The 20,731-nt window shown below is 49.4% G+C and carries 16 protein-coding genes and 3 tRNA genes; 4 read left to right on the top strand and 15 right to left on the bottom strand.

Annotated elements, in window-relative coordinates; all coding sequences use genetic code 11:
- Positions 1-31 precede the first annotated feature (31 nt).
- From P22_RS08865 to P22_RS08875, 3 genes are all read left to right on the top strand, one after another.
- Positions 32-376, top strand: coding sequence for a helix-turn-helix transcriptional regulator (locus P22_RS08865; protein ID WP_054259879.1), 345 nt, complete (start codon positions 32-34; stop codon positions 374-376).
- A gap of 222 nt (positions 377-598) precedes the next feature.
- Positions 599-811, top strand: coding sequence for a hypothetical protein (locus P22_RS08870; protein WP_054259880.1), 213 nt, complete (start codon positions 599-601; stop codon positions 809-811).
- A gap of 104 nt (positions 812-915) precedes the next feature.
- A complete protein-coding gene (locus tag P22_RS08875) occupies positions 916-2,094 on the top strand; it encodes a tyrosine-type recombinase/integrase (protein ID WP_054259881.1) in 1,179 nt (392 codons plus the stop codon).
- Positions 2,095-2,205: 111 nt separating this feature from the next.
- On the opposite strand, the gene P22_RS08880 is transcribed toward P22_RS08875, so the two are convergent.
- The 4 genes from P22_RS08880 to mdh form a co-directional block, all read right to left on the bottom strand.
- A tRNA-Arg gene (locus P22_RS08880) sits at positions 2,206-2,282 on the bottom strand.
- Between the two features lie 395 nt (positions 2,283-2,677).
- Positions 2,678-6,457 (bottom strand): phosphoribosylformylglycinamidine synthase, encoded by a 3,780-nt coding sequence (locus tag P22_RS08885; protein ID WP_054259882.1) that lies wholly within the window; start codon positions 6,455-6,457, stop codon positions 2,678-2,680.
- Positions 6,458-6,708: 251 nt separating this feature from the next.
- The gene (locus P22_RS08890; RefSeq protein ID WP_054259883.1) at positions 6,709-7,518 is read right to left on the bottom strand and encodes a hypothetical protein; all 810 of its coding nucleotides are present in this window, start codon (positions 7,516-7,518) and stop codon (positions 6,709-6,711) included.
- A gap of 165 nt (positions 7,519-7,683) precedes the next feature.
- Complete coding sequence (gene mdh / locus P22_RS08895) at positions 7,684-8,622, bottom strand: malate dehydrogenase (protein WP_054259884.1); 939 nt, start codon at positions 8,620-8,622, stop codon at positions 7,684-7,686.
- A gap of 203 nt (positions 8,623-8,825) precedes the next feature.
- Between mdh and P22_RS08900 the strand changes: the two genes are divergently transcribed.
- Complete coding sequence (locus P22_RS08900; protein WP_054259885.1) at positions 8,826-9,524, top strand: heparan-alpha-glucosaminide N-acetyltransferase; 699 nt, start codon at positions 8,826-8,828, stop codon at positions 9,522-9,524.
- 73 nt (positions 9,525-9,597) lie between these two features.
- On the opposite strand, the gene P22_RS08905 is transcribed toward P22_RS08900, so the two are convergent.
- The 11 genes from P22_RS08905 to P22_RS08955 all read right to left on the bottom strand — a co-directional run bounded on the left by P22_RS08905 (position 9,598) and on the right by P22_RS08955 (position 20,716).
- A complete protein-coding gene (locus P22_RS08905) occupies positions 9,598-9,993 on the bottom strand; it encodes a response regulator (RefSeq protein WP_054259886.1) in 396 nt (131 codons plus the stop codon).
- 47 nt (positions 9,994-10,040) lie between these two features.
- Entirely contained in the window at positions 10,041-12,773 is a 2,733-nt protein-coding gene (locus tag P22_RS08910; protein ID WP_172675825.1) for a PAS domain S-box protein, read from the bottom strand.
- A gap of 31 nt (positions 12,774-12,804) precedes the next feature.
- On the bottom strand, positions 12,805-13,848 hold the full coding sequence (locus P22_RS08915; RefSeq protein WP_054259888.1) for a protein-glutamate methylesterase/protein-glutamine glutaminase: 1,044 nt from the start codon (positions 13,846-13,848) through the stop codon (positions 12,805-12,807).
- Positions 13,849-13,853: 5 nt separating this feature from the next.
- Complete coding sequence (locus P22_RS08920; RefSeq protein WP_054259889.1) at positions 13,854-14,666, bottom strand: CheR family methyltransferase; 813 nt, start codon at positions 14,664-14,666, stop codon at positions 13,854-13,856.
- A 95-nt stretch (positions 14,667-14,761) separates the two neighbouring features.
- Entirely contained in the window at positions 14,762-16,486 is a 1,725-nt protein-coding gene (locus P22_RS08925) for a methyl-accepting chemotaxis protein (RefSeq protein WP_054259890.1), read from the bottom strand.
- 53 nt (positions 16,487-16,539) lie between these two features.
- Entirely contained in the window at positions 16,540-17,031 is a 492-nt protein-coding gene (locus P22_RS08930; RefSeq protein ID WP_054259891.1) for a chemotaxis protein CheW, read from the bottom strand.
- A 31-nt stretch (positions 17,032-17,062) separates the two neighbouring features.
- Positions 17,063-19,126 carry a chemotaxis protein CheA gene (locus tag P22_RS08935; protein WP_054259892.1) on the bottom strand — a complete coding sequence of 688 codons (2,064 nt, stop codon included), beginning with the start codon at positions 19,124-19,126 and terminating at the stop codon, positions 17,063-17,065.
- A 26-nt stretch (positions 19,127-19,152) separates the two neighbouring features.
- Complete coding sequence (locus P22_RS08940) at positions 19,153-19,506, bottom strand: response regulator (RefSeq protein WP_072169789.1); 354 nt, start codon at positions 19,504-19,506, stop codon at positions 19,153-19,155.
- Positions 19,507-19,540: 34 nt separating this feature from the next.
- A complete protein-coding gene (locus P22_RS08945) occupies positions 19,541-20,128 on the bottom strand; it encodes a TetR/AcrR family transcriptional regulator (RefSeq protein WP_054259893.1) in 588 nt (195 codons plus the stop codon).
- A gap of 347 nt (positions 20,129-20,475) precedes the next feature.
- Positions 20,476-20,566, bottom strand: a tRNA-Ser gene (locus tag P22_RS08950).
- Positions 20,567-20,627: 61 nt separating this feature from the next.
- Positions 20,628-20,716, bottom strand: a tRNA-Ser gene (locus tag P22_RS08955).
- Positions 20,717-20,731: the final 15 nt, after the last annotated feature.

Below are 20,731 nucleotides of genomic sequence, written 5' to 3' on the forward strand. Positions count from 1 at the left end.
GCAAATCAATCGTAATGGTGTGTGATAAAACATGAGCAAAGAACTTGGCGCACGCATCCGTGCCGCCCGTGAACGGCTCCATATGTCCCAGGCCGCCCTGGCCGAGGCCATCGGGGCCGGCAATCAGTCCACGGTGGCCGGCTGGGAGCGGGGCCGCACCGAACCGGACGGCGAAACGCTGGCCCGCCTAGCCGTCATCCTGAAAGTCTCAACCGATCACCTCCTGGGTATCGACGACGGCGTGCTGTCCCTGCCGGCCGATGTGGCCGACCTGGCCAAAGACATTGCCGGCCTGCCGCCCTCCGAACGGGCCGTCATCGAAAAAATTGTGGCCGCCTTAAAAGCCGAAGACAAAGCCAAAGTTGTCCCTCGTTAACCGGTGGATACGCAATATGCTCTATCCCGGCGGCAAGCGCCGGAAATAAAACAGGCGGCCGAGTGGCGGCCGCCGAGTGGATAATGTACCTAGGACAAAAGGATGGTGTGTGAACATGGCGCATGCGGCAAAATGCCTGCGTAGCTCCGGGAGGCCGCCGTAGCGTGGACAAGCGCTGCGGCCCTTCCCCGGAGAAATCGCCAGCAAAGGAGGTGTGTGTATATGGAACGCAAATACGGCAATGGCAGTATCTATCGACGTCAGGACGGCCGCTGGGTGGCCGCCGTCTGCAGCCGCGACCCGGTGGCGGGTAAAACCGTCCGTACCTATCTCTACGGCAAAACCAAACAGGAAGCGCTGCAGAAAAAAATGGAGCTCCTTGCAAAACGCAAAGAACTCGCCGCCACTTCCGGCCTGACTGCCTCTCACAGCTAGGCTGCGCCTGTAATTCGTTGCAAACCGCATGCGGTGGCAACGGGTTATACAACAACAGCGTGCAGCCGCCCTTGCCACCGACATCAAGAAGGTGGTGTGTGCTCATGGCGAAACGGGCCAATGGCGAAGGTACCATATGCAAACGCAAGGATGGCCTCTGGATGACGGCCGTCATCATCGGCCGGGACATCGAAACCGGCAAACCCATCCGCAAATACTGCTACGGCAAGACCAAGGGCGAGGTACAGCAAAAAAGAGACGCCCTGCTCGAACAGAGCAAGGGGCCGGTCTTCATTGACGCCGACAAAATCACCGTCGGCCAGTGGGTGGAAAAATGGCTGACCATCTATGCCAGGGCCAGCGTCCGGGGCAATACCTACATTGGTTATCGCTCGGTCGTCAACAACCATATTCTGCCGCTCTTAGGCCAGATTAAACTGCAAAAACTCAGGGGGATTGATATTCAAAACATGGTAAACACCATCAAAGACAACGGCGGCGGACCGCGCCTGGCCGAACTGACCTTTGCCGTCCTGCGCGCCGCCTTAAACACAGCGTTCAACGAAGAAATCCTGCACCGGCTGCCGTTCAAAACGGTGTCCCTGCCCAAGAAGAAGCGCCGCAAGGAATTTGTGCCCTTAAGCAGCGCCGAATGGGCGCGCCTCTTCACGACAGCCGAGGCCGACGCCGAAATGTATGCCGCCCTGTCCCTGGAATGGGCCACCGGCATCAGCCGCTCCGAACTCTTAGGATTGAAGGGGCTAGACTTCAATTTCACCACCGACAGCGTCAGCATCCAGCGGGCCGTCATCATCACCGACAACGGCCTGGAGCTCGACGACACCAAAACCACCGCCCGCCAGCGCGTCCTGCCCCTGCCGGAAATCACTATCCTGCAGGTCAAGCAGCACCTGGCACAACTGGCGGCAACGATCGCCGCCCATAAGCTCAATGGCCAGCCCTGGGAAGACAACAACCTGGTATTTCCCAATTCCCTCGGCAAACTCCAGGACCCGCGCAACTGGTCCAGGAAATTTAAGCGCCTGGTCAAAGCGGCCGGCGTCAATGTCACCTTTCACAAACTCCGGCACGATCACGCCAGCCGCCTCTCGGCCAACGGCGTCAGCATCAAGGACGCCCAGTACCGGCTGGGCCACAGTACCACGCAAATGCTGCTTAATGTCTACACCCACAGGATAACCGGCGGCCAGGAACAAATCGCCTCATGGCTCAATTCTTCCTTTCCGGTCGCACCGATCACTCATGAGACACCACTTAACTGACCGTTTAGAAAATGCAGCTTCCGCCGCGTTGTTGTACGGTTGTTGTAAAGCTGCTCTGAAAACGAAAAAAAAGGCTTCACGAAATCACTCGCAAAGCCTTGATATACCTAATGGCGACCCCGGCAGGATTCGAACCTGCGACCTTTTGATTCGTAGTCAAACGCTCTATCCAGCTGAGCTACGGAGTCATCATGGTCAGCAACAGAGCTTTCTGTTAACCGACAAAAAGTATTATATCATATTCAATTATTTAGTGTCAATAAGTATCTCCAATAAAAATATCGGTCTATTTTATCTAAAAACGCACCTTTTATCCATAGGTAAGTCGTTTTTCATCCGTTTATAGGCACTAATGTCAAAAATATTAACATAAAATTAACCTCATATAACCTCTTCCTACCTGGATTAACGGTCACTGTGGAAAAGCAAACAAAAGTTGTCCACCTTTTGCACAGGTTTATCCACAAAAACAATGACGGTTTTTCGGGAAAAGTGGGTTTTTTCCACAATTGTCATTTTCATTTTTCCACTTATCCACATTTACATAGCATTTGTGAATAAAATTGTGGATAACTTGCTTAGTTTACTTAAAGTAATCCACACCGGCAGTAAATAATTGCTGATCCTTTTTCCCGGGGACATTTTTGGCAATTTGATCGCCGATACGCTCAGAGTGCCCCATCTTTCCCAAAACCCTTCCATCAGGGCTGGTAATCGCCTCTACAGCCTGTACGGAGCCATTGGGGTTGTGTTGTATATCCATTGACGGCACTCCTGCAAAATCCACATATTGTGTAGCAATTTGTCCATTCTGTATCATCCTGGCTACAACTTCGGCGCTGGCTACAAAACGGCCTTCACCATGCGAAAGAGCAATGGTATGCACTTCGCCCAAATCCACACGGCTAAACCACGGCGACAAAATAGATACCACCTTGGTCTTAGCCAAGCATGAAATATGTCGCCCAATGGTATTATAGGTTAAAGTCGGACACTCCGGAGTTAAGTCGCGAATTTCCCCATAGGGAACCAGCCCCAGCTTAATCAACGCCTGGAAACCGTTGCAAATTCCCAGCATTAAACCGTTCCGCTCCTTCAGCAGTTGCATAACGGCCTCTTTTACCCGGGGATTTCTAAACAGGGTGGCGATAAATTTGCCGGAGCCGTCCGGTTCATCCCCGGCACTAAAACCACCCGGGAGCATAACGATTTGGGCTTGATTGATATACCGGACCATGGCATCTATCGATTGCTCCACAGCTGCCGGCGTCAGATTGCGGATAATTAAAGTTTCCGCCAGTCCCCCCGCCTTTTCAAACGCCCGGGCTGAATCATACTCGCAGTTTGTCCCCGGAAAAACGGGGATAAAAACCCGCGGTTTGGCAAACCGGGCAGACGGTTTATGGCGGTTACGTCCGTTGAAAGCAATCGTCTGTACCTGCAAGTCTGCGCCTTTAGTATGAGTCGGGAAAATTTTCTCCAACGGCTGCTGCCAGGCGGCTAGTGCTTCCTTAAGCGCAATGACGGTATTATTGACACGGATCTCCGGAGTTTCCTGCGTCGTACCCAGCAATTGGTAGGAAACCTCAGCAAAAACGGCTGCGATATCCACACCGGCAGACAATTCCAAAATAATAGAGCCGTAATCCGGAGCAAAGAGCTGCTTCATATCAATTTCACCGGCAAAGGCAAAACCAATGTTATTGCCAAAAGCCATCTTGCTGACAGCTGCGGCAATGCCTCCCCATTTCACCGTATAGGAGGAGAGCACGTGCCCCTGCCGGATAAGCCGGTTAATCTTACGGTAATTTTTATCAAGCACGCCAAAGTCCGGCAACTCATAGGCGTCTCTGGGCAGTGAAACCAGTACCACCGGATTGCCGGCATGCTTGAATTCCTGCGACACTACTTGGCCGGCCTTTACCACATTGACAGCAAAAGAAACCAGCGTCGGCGGCACATGCATATCTTTAAACGTACCGGACATGCTGTCCTTACCGCCGATTGCCGGTATGCCCAGCCGTTTTTGTGCATAGTAAGCCCCTAACAGTGCGCTGAAGGGCTTGCCCCATTTTAAACTATCCTGTCCGAGCTTTTCAAAATACTCCTGTAGTGTAAGGCGGATGGAAGAGTAATCTCCCCCTAAAGCCACAATTTTGGCAACCGATTCAATAACGGCATAAAGGGCGCCGTGAAAAGGACTCCAGGCAGCCATAGTCGGATTATAACCATAAGTCATCAACGTGGCCGTTGCTGTTTCACCCGTCAATACGGGGATTTTAGCAGCCATGCCTTCCGCCGGCGTCAGCTGGTATTTCCCGCCGAAAGGCATTAACACCGTTCCGGCACCAATGGTGCTGTCAAAACACTCTACCAGCCCTTTTTGGCTGCACACATTGAGATCGCCCAACATGGCCAGCCAGGCCTGCCGCACATCCGGCTGCTGCCCTGCCAGTGCCTGCGGCTGTTGCCGGAAAAAGTTTTGATCAACATCCGGAGCCGTTACGGCAACATCGGTGAACTGGGTAACCCCATTCGTATTTAAAAAATCCCGGCAGAGATCGACAATGGGTTTGCCGCGCCATAACATCTGCAGGCGATTGGTATCGGTAACATCGGCGACGACAGTCACTTCCAGGTTTTCCGCATCGGCATACCGGCGAAATTCCTCCACATTTTCCGGTGCGATAACGACCGCCATCCGTTCCTGCGATTCCGAAATAGCCAGTTCCGTGCCGTCAAGTCCCTCGTATTTTTTAGGCACAGCATCCAGATTGATTTGCAGTCCGCCGGTCAGCTCGCCGATGGCAACCGATACGCCGCCGGCACCAAAATCATTACAGCGTTTAATCATGGTGCTGACTTTTGCATTCCTAAACAACCGCTGCAGCTTTCTCTCCGTCGGTGCATTGCCTTTTTGGACCTCTGCACCACAGGTTGCCAGCGATTCCTCAGTATGTTCTTTGGACGACCCGGTGGCACCGCCACAGCCGTCACGGCCTGTCCGCCCACCAAGTAATATGACCACATCGCCGGGCAGAGGCTGTTTCCGCACCACATTGCGTTTGGGAGCGGCGGCAATCACCGCACCAATTTCCATGCGCTTAGCCACATAACCTTCATCATAAATTTCCGTCACCTGGCCGGTAGCCAGTCCAATCTGGTTGCCATAAGAACTGTATCCGGCAGCCGCTCCCAGTGTGATTTTACGCTGCGGCAGTTTGCCCGGCAACGTGTCCGCCACACTGGTGCGGGGATCACCACTGCCGGTCACGCGCATGGCCTGGTAAACATAAGACCGGCCCGACAGCGGATCGCGGATGGCGCCGCCCAGACAGGTAGCAGCGCCACCAAAAGGCTCTATCTCCGTAGGATGATTATGCGTTTCGTTTTTAAACATCACCAGCCAGTCTTCCGTTTCACCATCCACATCCACCGGGACGACGATACTGCAGGCATTGATTTCCTCCGATTCGTCCAGATCGGCCAGTTGCCCGCTGCACCGCAATTCTTTCATGCCAAGCACGGCAATATCCATCAGGGAAATAGCTTTCTCTTTCCCCCGGTATACCATTTCGCGGGACGTAAGGTATTCCTCATAAGCGGTTGCAATCGGACGGGCAAAGTGTCCGTCCGCTACTTCAACCTGTTTAATATTTGTCAAAAAAGTAGTATGCCGGCAATGATCCGACCAATAGGTGTCAATCACCCGAATCTCGGTTACAGTCGGATCGCGTTTTTCGCTGTCCCGGAAATATTGCCGGCAAAATTCGAGATCAGCCAAGCTCATAGCCAATCCCAGTTCTTGACGGAAGGCTTCCAATTCCGCTGTATTTTTAGCAATAAAACCCTCAAAGATAGCCACATCGGCCGGAATGTCCGCCACCATCTCCAGGCTGTCCGGTTTCGCCAGCTGCGCTTCGCGGCATTCTACCGGATTGATGCAATACGCTTTAATGGTATTTAGATCATCCTGGGAAATATCACCCTGTAAAATAACCACTTTGGCGGATACAACTACCGGCCGCTCCTTCTGAGTAAGCATCTGCACACATTGAGCCGCCGAATCCGCCGTTTGATCGTATTGCCCGGGCAGAAATTCCATGGCAAAGAGTTTATCCCCGGCTCCAACCGGCAGAATTTCATCATAGACATCATCTACCGTCGGCTCCGAAAAAATGGTATTGCGGGCTAGCGCATACTCTTCCTCGCTAATACCGGCCATATCATAACGATTGATCAGCCGCACTCCGCGCAGCTGTCCAATACCCAGATTTTCCTTCAGATCATGATAAAGACTTTGCGCTTCCACCCCAAAAGGGCTTCGCTTTTCCACATAAATTCGTTTTACAGTTTGCGTCATCAGGCCGCCTCCATTACTTTACTCATTGCTATCTGTCGGCTATATGTTGAACAACATAGCCGGAGTATTTCTCTACTATAGTATACTAAACAATATCGGCTTTAACCGCACAGTGATTTACTTTACGGTTTTACAACTAATTCTGCAGAAGATAGGATTATCCTGCTAACGAAGGGTCTTCCGGCAAAATACCGCTCATAAATCGACAAAAAAAGCGCGTACATAAGACCCTGCTTGTGTACGCGCCTACTTTACAGTTTGCTGACAATACCTAAAATGAGTTCGATCCTACCCAAACGCAGTGTTAACGGAATGCGGTAGCCTTTCGTATTCTGCAGGCTCCCGCCCTTTTCTGTGCAGGGGCTCTTCAGGTCCAGTTCCAGTCCCTGGTCAGATGCATTGACGCAATAGATACCGTTGACCAGATTTAAAAATTCGGCAACACTGTCCTTAGCCAGCTCATCAATTCCCGTCAAATTTTCCTGACTGTAACACCGGGCGATCTCTAATAAACTGCCGTCATTCAGTAAAAGCCCGGTAACTAGCTGTTTCTGTCCGACCGCCCGCTGAGTGACAAACCAGAGATGATCCGTAATATCCAAATCGTCAAAAGACACTCCGGCACCGACCAGCGGGAATTCATCCAAGAACCGCACCATATTGCGGGCCAAAAGCGACGTATAGTTCGTATACCACTCTCGTTCCCCGCCGGCTTCCGGAATTTGGAGCGCAGCAGCAAGCAGGTCATCCATATCCGCCGTCATTATTTCCTGCCCTTTTTTCACTGAAAGACGATTGTCCCGCTTGTATTCTTCCAGCACCTGCTGCATTTGCGAGAGATTCAGGTAGCCTTTATCCAGAATGGCCTGGCTGAGGTATAGCTGCCTGGAATCTTGCAGTGTCAGTAACTCCTGTATCTGCCCTGACGCCAGATATCCCTTTTCCTCGGCAATTTCACCAAAACGCTTATCCCTGCTGCGCTGCAGTTCATGAATTTCCTCTACCTGAGCAGCCGTCAGCATTCCGGAATTCATTGCCAGCACACCCAGTTTGGGCCGCACCGACCATAAATCCTTCTCTCTCCCTCCAGCACAGCGGCTGCCTGCATTTTTCCGTTATATGCTTCTACACTGGCAGAGTGAATCCTGTCACGCCCAGCTAAAAATAACAAATTATTAACATAAAAAGAGACAGCATTCGCTGTCTCTTTTCCGGTAAAGAAAGGATTAGATAACTTTCATTTCTTTTAATACGTTATTCATATTGCGTACAGCCTCAGCACTCTTATTGAATGCCGCCTGTTCTTCCGCATTCAGTTTATAGTCAACAACTTTTTCCCAGCCGTCTTTACCCAGAATAACCGGTACGCCCAGGCAAATATCGCTTTGTCCGTATTCGCCGTCCAAAGCTACGCAACAAGGATAAATTTTCTTTTCATCCAGCACAATGGCTTTCACCAGCGCACCGCAGGAAGCACCGGGAGCATACCAGGCGGAAGTACCCAGCAATTTGGTCAGGGTAGCACCGCCTACCATGGTATCGGCCGCTACTTTTTGCAATGTTGCTGCGTCTAATAATTCGGAAATACGGATACCCTGATATGTAGCAAAACGTGTTAACGGAATCATGGTGGTATCGCCATGTCCGCCGATTACGAAGCCCTGCACGTCAGTAGCCGGACGTTGCAATGCTTCACTCAGATAATATTTGAAACGGGAGCTGTCCAGAATGCCGCCCATACCGATTACGCGGTTCTTCGGCAGTCCAAGTGCTTTATACGCCAGATAAGTCATAGTATCCATCGGATTGCTGATCACCACGATGATGGCGTCCGGAGAATATTTCAAAATGTTGTCGGCTACGCCCTTAACGATACCGGCATTGGTACCGATCAGGTCTTCACGGCTCATACCCGGTTTACGGGGAATACCTGAAGTAATTACAACAACGCCGGAACCGGCAGTTTTGCTATAATCATTGGTGCTGCCAATGACACGGGTGTTAAAACCCAAAGTCGTGGCAGTCTGCATAATATCCATGGCTTTGCCTTCCGCTACGCCCTCTTTAATATCCAGCAATACAAGTTCACTGGCAAGTCCTTGTTGTACAATGACATTTGCACAAGTCGCGCCAACGTTGCCAGCGCCAACTACTGTAATTTTCATGTTGTCATCATCCTCCTAAATGTTTGTTCCCTAAATGTTTGTACCTTTTATATGTAATTATACATCCTTTTTTATTTTTTATCATCCCTTTTATCAAAAGAATGTGAAAAAAAATACGTTCCTTCCAACTGCCTAAAATGACGGCTGGAGGACAACATGGTATAATAACGGTATTCATATCTATATATGAACAGAGGTATATCATGACACATCCTGCCACCCGTATCCGCGAAATCGACCTCCTGCGATCCTTTGCCATCTTTTTAATGACGGTATTTCATGCCGTATTCGATCTGGCGGTTTTTTATGAATACGATTTTGAGTATGATAGCGGTTTTTGGTATTATATCGGCAAAACCTCCGCCATACTCTTTATCCTGGTTTCGGGAGTCAGCACGACCCTGGGCCGCCACAGCCTGCGCCGGGGTTTCGTCGTATTGTCCGCCGGTTTTGTTGTCACGGCTGTTACCTACTGGCTCAGTCCGGCCGACTTTATTGTTTTCGGGATACTGCAGCTGCTGGGAACCAGCATGTTGACCTATCCCTGGCTAAAAAAACTGCCTCCAGGGTATTTACTGCTGTTAGCCTGCCTGATCTTTCCGGCAGGGTATTGGGCTGCCAATCATCAAACTGCCTTTCCCCAGCTGATTCCCTTCGGATTTACCCCTCCGTCATTTTCCTCTCTGGACTACTACCCGCTACTGCCCTGGTATAGTGTCTACCTGCTCGGAGTTTGGACAGGCAAATGCTTCTATTCCGATAGACAGCCCCTCTGCAAGCTTCCGGAGAACCGCATCAGCTTCTTTCTGGAAACCATCGGCCGTCATTCTCTGCTCTTCTATCTGCTGCACCAGCCGATACTGCTGGCATTATTGTATCTGCTGCATGGAAAGCCGGGCTAACCCGCTGTGCAAAAAAACACCGTCAGTCTGAACCAAGTAAACCATGCGGTTGCCACCATACGCATGGTTTTACTTATACCTCCAAGCCCAGTTGCCGCATAACCTCAATCAGCTTTTCTGCATTGACCGGCTTGGCTGCATACGCTTCACAACCTTTATCAAATGAATGGTGTACATACTCTGCATCATGTAAAGCGGTTATCATAATAACCCTGGCTTTATTTTCCTCCGAAACACCTTTTTGTTTTTCCAGATCACGAATGGCCTGCAATGCCTGCAACCCATCCACCTTGGGCATCATAATATCCAGACAGATCAGATCATACGGAGTTCCCATATCCCAGGCCATCATAAAAGCCTCTACCGCTTCGATTCCGTTTACAGTAAGATCGCATTCGCCATAAGGCGATAATAGTTTATCCAGATATTTACGGCTGGCAAGATCATCCTCGGCTATTAATATGCGCATAACGACACCTCTCTTCTATACATTTATCCCGTACAATGCTCTCTTCGTTACCCTGAAGCCCCCTGTTGCACCCGCTTAAAATGGGAATATTCCTGCTTAAGTCCGGCCAGCCGTTTCTGAACCACCTCCTGATTTTCTTTACGGCAAGCCATTTCCAGAAGAAATGCACTGGCTTTCAGCCCTTCAGCCCCCAGACCGGCAGCGGCCTGTTTGATTTGGTGGGCCAGCCCGCCGGCAACCGCATATTGCTCCCCTTTTACCTGTCCTAACTGCTCCATGTATTGCCGGAGCGCTGCCGTCAGCTGCGCCCGTTCCAGCGCTCCCGGTTTGTCACTGCTATTTTCGTTATGGTGTAAAGCAGCCAGGATTTTCCTTTCTTTCGCTTTCAGCAATACACGGTCAATAGCCCGGAGCAGTTCATCCCTAACGATCGGTTTAGCTAGGTAATCATCCATCCCCGCCGCCAGAAATTTTTCCCGGTCACCTTCCAGTGCATGGGCCGTTACGGCAATGATCGGCATATGTTTACCCGTCATTTTTTCTCCCGCCCGGATTTGTTCCGTTGCTTCCAGACCGTCCATCTTCGGCATTTGAATATCCATTAAAACCAGATCCGGTTGTACGCGGGGAATGGCAAGCAGGGCCTCCCGTCCGTTATTCGCTAAACATATCCGGTATTCCGGCGCTTTCAGCATGCGGGTGATCACTTTCTGATTGACAACATCATCTTCCACCAGCAGGATGGTCAGCACCGCCTTCTTCTGCGGTGCCGACGCTTCCCCGGCAACCGCCGCTTCCACAGGGCCGCTCCCTACGGCAAACCCCAGCCGGACATAAAACACACTGCCTTTTCCTTTTTCGCTTTCGGCACTGATGCTCCCGCCCATCAATTCCGCCAACTGCTTGGAAATGGCCAGTCCCAGCCCGCTGCCACCATGCTTGCGGGTATAAGAGCCGTCAACCTGACTAAACTTCTGAAAAAGCAGCGGCATATCCTGCGTGGAAATACCAATGCCGGTATCCTTAACTGCTATTTGCAGTTCTACCTTTTGACCGGCAGCAGCCACCTTGTGCACTGAAAAAACAATGTTTCCTTCATCGGTAAATTTCACGGCATTACTCAACAAATTATTGATAATCTGCTGCAGCCGGTGAGGATCACCATTTAATACCGGCGGTATATCTTCCGCTATATCACACTCCAGCACCAGTCCTTTTTTGGCGGCGTGCACATCATGCATTTGTATGGTGCTGAATAAAACCTGCCTGACGTCAAAATCAATATTTTTCATGACAACTTTACCAGCTTCCATCTTGGAAATATCCAATATGTCATTAATGACATTGAGCAGGGAACCGGCACATTCCCTGGCAATTTTCATATTTTCCCGCTGTTCGTCGGAAAGTTCGGTCAGCAGTGTTAAATCCAGCATCCCCAGGATTCCATTCAGCGGTGTACGTATTTCATGGCTCATATTGGCTAAAAACTGACTTTTGGTACGATTAGCCCGTTCGGCTTCCTCCTTGGCCTCCTGCATCTTTTGCTCCGCCTGCTTGCGTTCGTCTATATCATACAGCGTACCGATATAGCCGGAAAAATCCCCCTCCAGGCCATAAAACGGTTTGCCCATTTCCACTACCCAGCGGTATTCCCCGTCGTACCGCTTTAGACGGTATTCCAGCGCAAAAGGCCGGCGGGCATCAAAGGAGGTCAGAAATTGCTGGTAACGCCGCTGCTGGTCTGCCGGATGAATAATATCCCGCCAGTCGCAGTCCGCCACACCGGAAATATTTTTACCGGTAAATTCCTGCCAGCTCTTATTAAAATAGTCACAAGTCCGGTCAACATTAGCCCGCCAGATCAGAACTGGAAAATTTTCAAATAAGGTCAGATAAAAGTCACAGGATTTCGTAAGATTGTCCTGCAAAACCTTGTATTGCGTAATGTCCTCTATGACCAACAGAATAGATCGTTTTTTGCCGAAAAAGAGCGGTACGGCACTTACCCGCCACCATACCTGTTTCACGCCTGCCGCACTGTTGACGGACTGCAGCCACTCACGTCCGTAACAACTTTCGCCAAAGTATAACACCGCATCCGTTATCTCCCGGACAGGGCATGCCCGGCAAGCTTCACCGCTTCCGCACCCTTTTGGTGTGTCATAACTGTTCATGCACCGGAAACTATCCCCAAGCGGCTGATCGTATATATCCAGCAAATTGCGGTCCAGTTTCTGCAACGCTTCCAGATTGGCCTGTTTAACTTTTTTATCTTCATCCAGAATCAGCATTCCTACCGGAGCAGCATGAAAAATGACTTCCAGCTTCTTTTGCTTATTGATGATTTCCAGCTCGGCCCGCTTCATGCGGTCAATATCCTGAAAAGCAATGACCACGCCACTGATAATGCCCCGTTTTCTTACCGGAGAAGCCGTGGCAGACAGATAACACTCTTTTCCCGAGCGGGAAACAAGAACAGAGTCTTTCGGCAAACCGGTCCCCTGTTCTCCGTTTAGTGCTTTTTGAAACAGGCTGGGCACCGGCCTGCGGGTTTTAACATGAAGGATGCTCATAACGTCGTCCAGTAAAACTCCCTGCACCTCTGCATTAGTCCATCCGGTAATCCGTTCGCCGGCCTGATTCAAAAACTCGACTTCTCCCCGCCGGTTGGCAATGATGACCCCGTCATCCATACTGGACAAAACCGCTTCCATATTCTCTATTTTTTCTGAAGTTTTTCCGACATTCGCCCTTACCGGCTTACCGCGAATTGGATACATACCATCACCTTCATTGAAAAAATACACAACGTCATGATTTACACTGGCCCAGCAACGCATACATTACGCGGGGAATATCACGTAAAGCCGCCTGCTTTTCCACCGCCCCCATTTCCCAGGCTACTTTCGGCATGCCATATACCACGGAAGACTGCTCATCCTGCCCGATGGTTCTGGCCCCCTGCCTCCGCATCTGCAACAGCCCCCTGGCACCGTCACTGCCCATCCCGGTGAGAACGATACCGACAGCCCGCTGCTTAACCACCTCAGCCATGCTTTCAAACAGGACATCCACCGACGGACAATGTCCGTTCACCCGAGGCCCTTGAAAACACTCTACCGAATACAGGGTTCCTGTTTTTTTAATCCGCATATGATAATCTCCCGGTGCAATCAATACCAAGCCGGAATGAATCCTGTCCCCGTTTTGGGCTTCCCGCACTTCCATCGGACAGCACTTGTTCAGCCGATCAGCATACATAGCCGTAAATCGCGGCGGCATATGCTGCACAACCAGAATACCGGGAGCATCCGGCGGCAGCATACTTAAAATATGATACACCGCTTCCGTGCCGCCGGTCGAAGAGCCGACGGCGACAAACCGGTCACTAACGTCGGGCCCGTTTTTGCAGTCTACCGCCTGACAGCTTGCCGCCTGCTGCCAGTTTTTCATATTGGCTACCGAGGCAATTTTAATCTTGCCAATCAAATCATTAATCAGCGTTTTCAGTCCTCCCATATCATGCAGGTCCGGCTTGGTCACAAAGTCGACCGCTCCCGCTTTCAATGCATCAAATACATGACTGCCTATAGAACTGATTACTACAACCGGCAGCGGATACTGCGGCATCAAACGGCGCAAAAAATCAATACCGTTCATCCTGGGCATTTCCACATCCAGGGTCATGACATCCGGCTCGAAAGCAATGATTTTATCCCGCGCATCGTAAGGATCAGTCGCTGTAGCTATCACTTCAATCGCCGGATCAAGAGCGATCCCCCGTGCCAGCGTTTCACGGAATACCAGTGAGTCATCCACCACCAGTACCCGGATTTTCCTGCGCAAAGCTGGCATACTATCTACTCCCTTCTATAAACCGCCGGCATAATATATTTATACCGTGTCCGCTCACGGTTGATGGTTTCCGAATGGCCCACAAATAAATAGCCACCCGGTTCGGTATATTCATAAAATTTATTAATGAGGGCCTCGCGTTCAGCCGATCCGAAATAAATCATGACATTACGGCAGAAGATGACGTGAAACCGCCGTTTAAAGGGGAAGGGCTGCTTTAAGTTAAAATGGCGAAAAATGACATTATCTTTAATTTTTTCGGTTAAGATACTTCTTTCCGCATCAAGTCCGCAAAAATACGCATTCTGCCAGCTTTTCGGCAGGGGTTCCAGACTGTCGTTCGCATAAATGCCCTTTGCTGCTTTGCTCAGTACTTCAGTGGATATGTCGGTTGCCAGAATCCGGGTATCCCATGGTTTAGGACTATTCTGAAAATAGTCCGCCATAATCATGGCCAGCGTGTAGGGCTCTTCCCCGCTGGAACAACCGGCACTCCAGATGCCCAGATCGCGATTGGTTACGGTAGCTGCTAAAAAAGGCAGTACGCTGTTTTTAAAATACTCAAAATGCCGGATCTCCCGCATAAAATAGGTATGGTTTGTTGTCATCCGGTTGATGAGAGTGGTAATAGCTTCGCCGCTTTTGTCGTTAACTACGTAATCGTAAAAATCGGCAAAGCTGCGAAAGTTCTGTTTCTTTAATACGTTTTCCAGCCGTCCGGCTACCAATGCCCGCTTTTCCCTGCCCAGGTGAATTCCATAATTCTGTTTTAAAAATCCGGAAATTAACTCAAACTCTTTTTCCGATAGTTCGGTCATGCTCAATCCCCCCAAGGCCCCGGCACAAGCTGCTCAGAAAAAATGACCCGGGCAGGACAGGCTGCTCCTGCCCGGCTTGTATTCCTGTTAAAAGATTAATACTTGCCAAAATCATGATTCCCTAACGATATTTTAATTTTGGAACCTGCCGGTTTCTCGGAAAAATCATCCGGTTCACCACTGGACTGGGCCGTGTTTTTTCCCGCCATGCCTTCTAGCATTTTCATGATATCCGGACGCAGCGTTTCTAGTGAAGCTCCCTGCTGGCCGCCTTTCTTCAGTTTAAACTTATTGACCATGCTGCGCAATACTTCAGCCTGGCTGGACAGTTCTTCGCTGGCCGAAGCACTTTCTTCAGCCGTAGCGGAGTTGGTTTGCGTGACTTGCGAAACCTGCATGATGCCTTGATTAACCTGACCGATAGCAGCCGCCTGCTCGTTGGACGCTCCGGCGATATCGGCTACAAGCGCCGCCGCCTGAGAAACCTTGTCTACAATATGTTTAAGCGCTTCCGCCGTCTCACTGGCGATTTTCGTCCCGGCATCCACTTTCTTGATCGATCCTTCAATCATAGTGGTCGTTTCCTTGGCCGCATTCGCACTCCGGGCCGCCAGATTGCGTACTTCCTCCGCCACCACGGCAAACCCCTTGCCGTGCTGTCCGGCACGGGCAGCTTCCACTGCGGCATTCAGCGCCAGAATATTGGTTTGGAAAGCAATTTCATCAATGACTTTAATAATTTTGGAAATATTAGCGGAAGATTCATTGATCTCTTCCATGGCCTTAAGCATTTCTCCCATCTGGCTTTCGCCGCGCCCCGCATTGTCTTTGGCCGTATTAGCCAGCTCGTTGGCCTGGCTGGCATTAGCGGCGTTTTGTTTGGTCTGTGTCGAAATTTCCTCCATAGAAGCCGATAATTCTTCCACCGAACTGGCCTGTTCCGTTGATCCCTGTGACAGGGCCTGGCTGGAATCAGATACCTGGCGGGCGGCGGCGGCAACCTGTTCGGCCGAGCTGTTTATCCCGGTAAGGACCTGATTGATATTATCCGACATTTTCCTGAACGAACCGGCCAGCATACCAATTTCATCCTGTGACTGAACATCAACTGTTACATTTAAATCACCGTCGGCAATCTTTTCTGCCGCCACTACCAATTGGCTCAACGGCTGGCTGATTCGCCGGGAAATAAACAGCCCTAGTCCGATGGCCACCAAAATCCCGATCAAAATAACACCAATCATCACTTTAATGGTCATGGCTGTCTGCTGACCATTCTGATTGGAGGTTTCCCGTCCGGCGGTAACTTTCATCTGAAAAAGCTCTTCAATGGAATTATTAATATCCTGCGCCATTTGCAGCGTTTCCCCATTGATCATATTCCAGGCTTTATCTTCCTGTCCGCTCATAGCCAAATTGATAATCTGTTCCCGTACCGGATTATATTTGGTACGTTCTCCCTCCAGTCGTTTGAACACGGCCTGCCCGGCTTCCGTTTTAAGACTTTTCTGGAATTTAAGCAAATTTTCTTCCATTATTTTATCACATGCCCGGATTTCAGCCAGTTTCTTTTCTTTAACCGCCGGATTCTTTTCAATAATCAAATCGCGTATAGCCGAACGGCTCTGTTGGTAGGCAACCGACATGGCACCGATATCCCCTAACGCCACGCCAAAATCTTCATAGGCCTCCGAGTATTTGTTATCAATAACATTAATATTCCAGGCCCCGATTCCTCCCACGACAGCGGCAACAATCGCAACGGCAATGAAACCGGCCAGCAACTTTACTGATATTTTTAAATCAGCAAACCATTTCATTTCTTTATCCCCCTTGATGTTAAATTAACTGCCTTCCAGATTTTATATCCTTTTTAGGAAACTTCATGTAATACGGCCGTTTCCTCATCACTGATCAGCCGGTCACAGTTTAGCAGCAGTTTGACTTCGTTGCCGACCTTGCCGATTCCCTTAATATATTTATTATGAAAACTTGTATGAACACCGGGCGGGGCCACGATGCTTTCCTCCGGAATGTCCAGAACTTCCAGTACCGTATCCACGATCAGGCCAATGGAAATATCATGAATATCAATGACAATAACGCAGGTCCTGTCGGTATACTCCCGCGCCTCTTTCTTGAAGCGCAGCCGAACATCCATGACTGGAATGATACGGCCGCGCAAATTGATTATCCCCTTTACATAGGGAGGCAGTTCCGGCACTTGGGTAATGACCTGAATGCCAATAATTTCAATTACGAATTTTATCTCAATGCCGTATTGTTCTTCCCCCAGCGCAAAAGTAAGAAATTTTCCTTTTTGTGTATCTTCCACCGCTTCTCTTTCTTCTGCCATTTCAGCCATGCTTACACCCCTTCCTAAACTTTCCGTCTTGTCACTGCACATGCGCCTGCAGCACCCCGTCCATATCTAAAATCAGGCTGATATGCCCATCGCCCAGTAAAGCACAGCCGGCAAGTCCTTGAATCTTCTTTATGTACCGCGGCAGCGCTTTAATGACCACCTGCTGCTGCCCCAGCAGTTCATCCGCAAAAAGACAGGCCCCCTTACCGTTCTGCTCCACCAGAATGGTAATACCCTGGCAAATATCCGTTACCTTGGTCCGGACATGATACATTTCATGCAGCCGTAAAACCGGATAACACACTCCGCGGATGACAATCAGTTCATTGCCGTCAGGATCTAAAATCACTTCATTTTCCCGCGCCCGGAAGGACTGACGGATGGAAGTGATCGGAACGGTATAGCGGGAACGGCCCACCCGGATATTCATACCGTCAACTATGGCCAGCGTGAGCGGTATTTTGATGGAAATCGTCGTTCCCTTTCCCACCCCGCTGTCTACCTGGATCATGCCGCCGATTTTTTCGATATTCTGCATCACGACATCCATACCGACACCGCGCCCGGACAGTTCAGTAACCGCCTCCTTGGTAGAAAATCCGGGAAGAAAAATAAACGAATACACTTCTTTATCCGTTAACTCATGGTCCGCTTTGCTGGTAAGGCCATGTTCGCGGGCCTTGTTGATAATCTTCTCCCGGTTAAGTCCCCTGCCGTCATCCTTAACAAGGATCCACACCTCTCCGCCGGAGTTTTTCGCTTCCAGTGTAATGGTGCCCCGATTGGGCTTGCCGGCTGCCAGCCGTTCACGCCCCGTTTCGATGCCATGGTCAAGAGAATTGCGAATTAAGTGCATTAACGGATCGGCAATATGCTCAATAATATTTTTATCGACTTCAGTATCTTCACCAAGAATGACCAGGTCGACTTCTTTATGTAACGTTTTGCAGGCATCCCGGACAATGCGGTTCATTTTTTGAAAGGTGGACGCGAGTGGAACCATACGGATCGACATAACAATATCTTGCAGTTCTCCCGTCAGTTTCTGCAGCTGACGGGCCGATTTATAAAAATTATCTAATTCCAGCCCGGCCAGTTCCGGGTGCTGGGTAACCATGGCTTCAGTGATCACCAGTTCTCCCACCAGATCCATCAGCTTGTCCAGCTTACCCACATTAACGCTTATCACACTGTGACTGCCGGCAGCTGCAGCCGTTGATTTCACTGCCTTTACGGCATCCGCTACCGGTTCGCCTTCATTCTCATCAAGAAAGATCTGTGCAGGCGGTCTTTTCCTTTTTTCCTCCTGCTGCCCGGCAGGACCCTGCCACTCTTCCAGTTCCAGCCGGTCAAGAAGCGGTACCTTCATAAAAAAAGCATGCAGGGTTTCCCTGTCTTCCCCGGAAGCAAAAATCAGCGTGAACCCGTCCTGCCGGATCAATTCCGCCGTAGCAGGATTGGCAATAATATCCTCCGGCCAATATTGTATGTCTTTAGCCATATCCTTGAGCGTGTGGGCTATAGTAAACGCTCTTACGTTTTCCATTTCACAGCCTGCCTCAAAAAAAACAACGGCTTTATAGTATGTTAATTCTCCTGTTGCCGAATGCTCGGCTGCTATGTAATATTTCTGCCGGCTATTTCCCTGCTGCCTGGTATCCGTCTGTTGGCGCGAAGACGGATTTTCTGTTTTTAACAATTCCAAAAAATCTTTGACTTGCTGCAAAAGCACCGACGCATCGCTATCCGTTCTCTTGCCATTTTCAATTTCATTCATCTCATTTTTTATGTAGTCGATACATTCCAGAATTAGATCGGTAAGCCCGGAATGATCAATATAGTCTGGCTTTTGCTCCCGGATAAAGTAAAACAAATCCTCGGCCGCATGGGCGAGCGATGAAATGTTCTTAAACAGCATCATGGCCGCCGAACTTTTAAGTGTGTGCATGATACGAAAAATTTGATTAATCGCCGACTCGGAAAATCCATTTTCCCGTTCACTGCTCAGCACTTCCTGCTCCAGCTGCTCCACCAACTGCACCGTCTCAAATATAAACATTTCCAGCATGGGTTCCCGGTTTATACCGTCAGGCATAGAATCCCCCCCTGTCTTGTTTGCCTTTACAAACCGCTCAGTGTTTTCACCACATGTTCTTCCTGGAAGGGCTTAACGATAAATCCCTTGGCACCGGCCGATATTGCCTCCACAACATTGATTTGCTGGCTCATCGCCGAAATAACGACCACCGTAGCGGCCGGATCAATTTCCCTGATTTTCCGGATTGCCGTAACTCCATCCATTTCCGGCATGGTAATATCCATAGTAATAATGTCCGGCTGCAGTTGCCGGAATTTTTGTATGGCTATCTCACCATTTTCCGCCTCCCCGACGACCTCATAGCCGTTTTTTTCCAAAATGAGTTTTAATGCATGTCTCATAAATAAAGCATCGTCAACAATTAATACACGTTTCACACCGCTCACCCCATACCTATTTTTTCATAACCAGCTAACTGCATCGTACAAAAATTTTTTCAAACATGGACAACATCTGCTCTTTCAAGGGAAAATTGTAGTGATTCAACCGCCATCTGATAACCGTAAAAGTAAAATATCCATAAAGCACTTCCGTTAGTTCGGCACTGGTAAAGGCATCGCCAACTTCACCGCTTAGCCGGGCCTTTTCAATCAGCTCCTTAAAAAAATGTCTCCGGCTGTCGTAAATATCCCGGCTGACCTTTGCCGTCGCCGGATTATTGAGAAAGCAGGTGTAATAATATGTCACCGCCGTAATTGCCGGATAGTTCTCGTAATATTCCGCATGCACCTTAGCAAAAAACAGCAGGCTTTCTTTCAGTGAAAAGTTGCTTCTCCGGATAGTCGTATTGATCATCGGATCGAACTTGGCATAATACCGCAGTGCTTCCACCAGAATTTCATCTTTGTTTTTAAAATGACGGTATAAAGCTGATTCCGCTATCCCTTGGCGAACAGCAATTTCTTTGGTCGACAAACCCTGTAAGCCTAACTCATTCACTATATCAATGGCACTGACAATAATTTTATCTTTGCGTGAAGGAAATTGCTTAGCTGACATAGTCTCCTCCTCTCCGAATCAAGTTAGTGAACACTCACTAACTTGATTCTACCCTGTTGTCGCAATGTCAGTCAATAGATTTTGGGAAAAATATGAAAATTTTTTACAAAAAAAACCATGCAGTAAGCACTGCATGGTTATGCAAAAAAATGTATAAAACTACATAGGTCAATAAAGCAGTTACACTTTATTGATAACGTCCGTTATGCCTTTTGCCCTGCATAACGGACGCTGGAGGAGTTATTGCTGTATTCAGAATACACTATAGTTGTGACAAAAATATGACAGTCCGGATATAAATTAAAAACGGCCATCAATAACCATTGATGGCCGTACGGGATCATTGCTGGCGGAGCGACAGGGATTTGAACCCTGGCGGGCCTTGCGACCCCTAACGATTTAGCAAACCGTCCTCTTCAGCCACTTGAGTATCGCTCCGTATCATTACTGTATTAGTATAAATCAGGGATGGAACCGCTGTCAACAAGCATTTATTCTATGGCGGAGGGGGTGGGATTCGAACCCACGGTCCCTTGCAGGATCACTGGTTTTCAAGACCAGCTCCATAAACCACTCGGACACCCCTCCCTATAAACACACATA

The organism is Propionispora sp. 2/2-37 (assembly GCF_001298735.1).
In the GTDB taxonomy this organism is placed as follows: domain Bacteria; phylum Bacillota; class Negativicutes; order Propionisporales; family Propionisporaceae; genus Propionispora.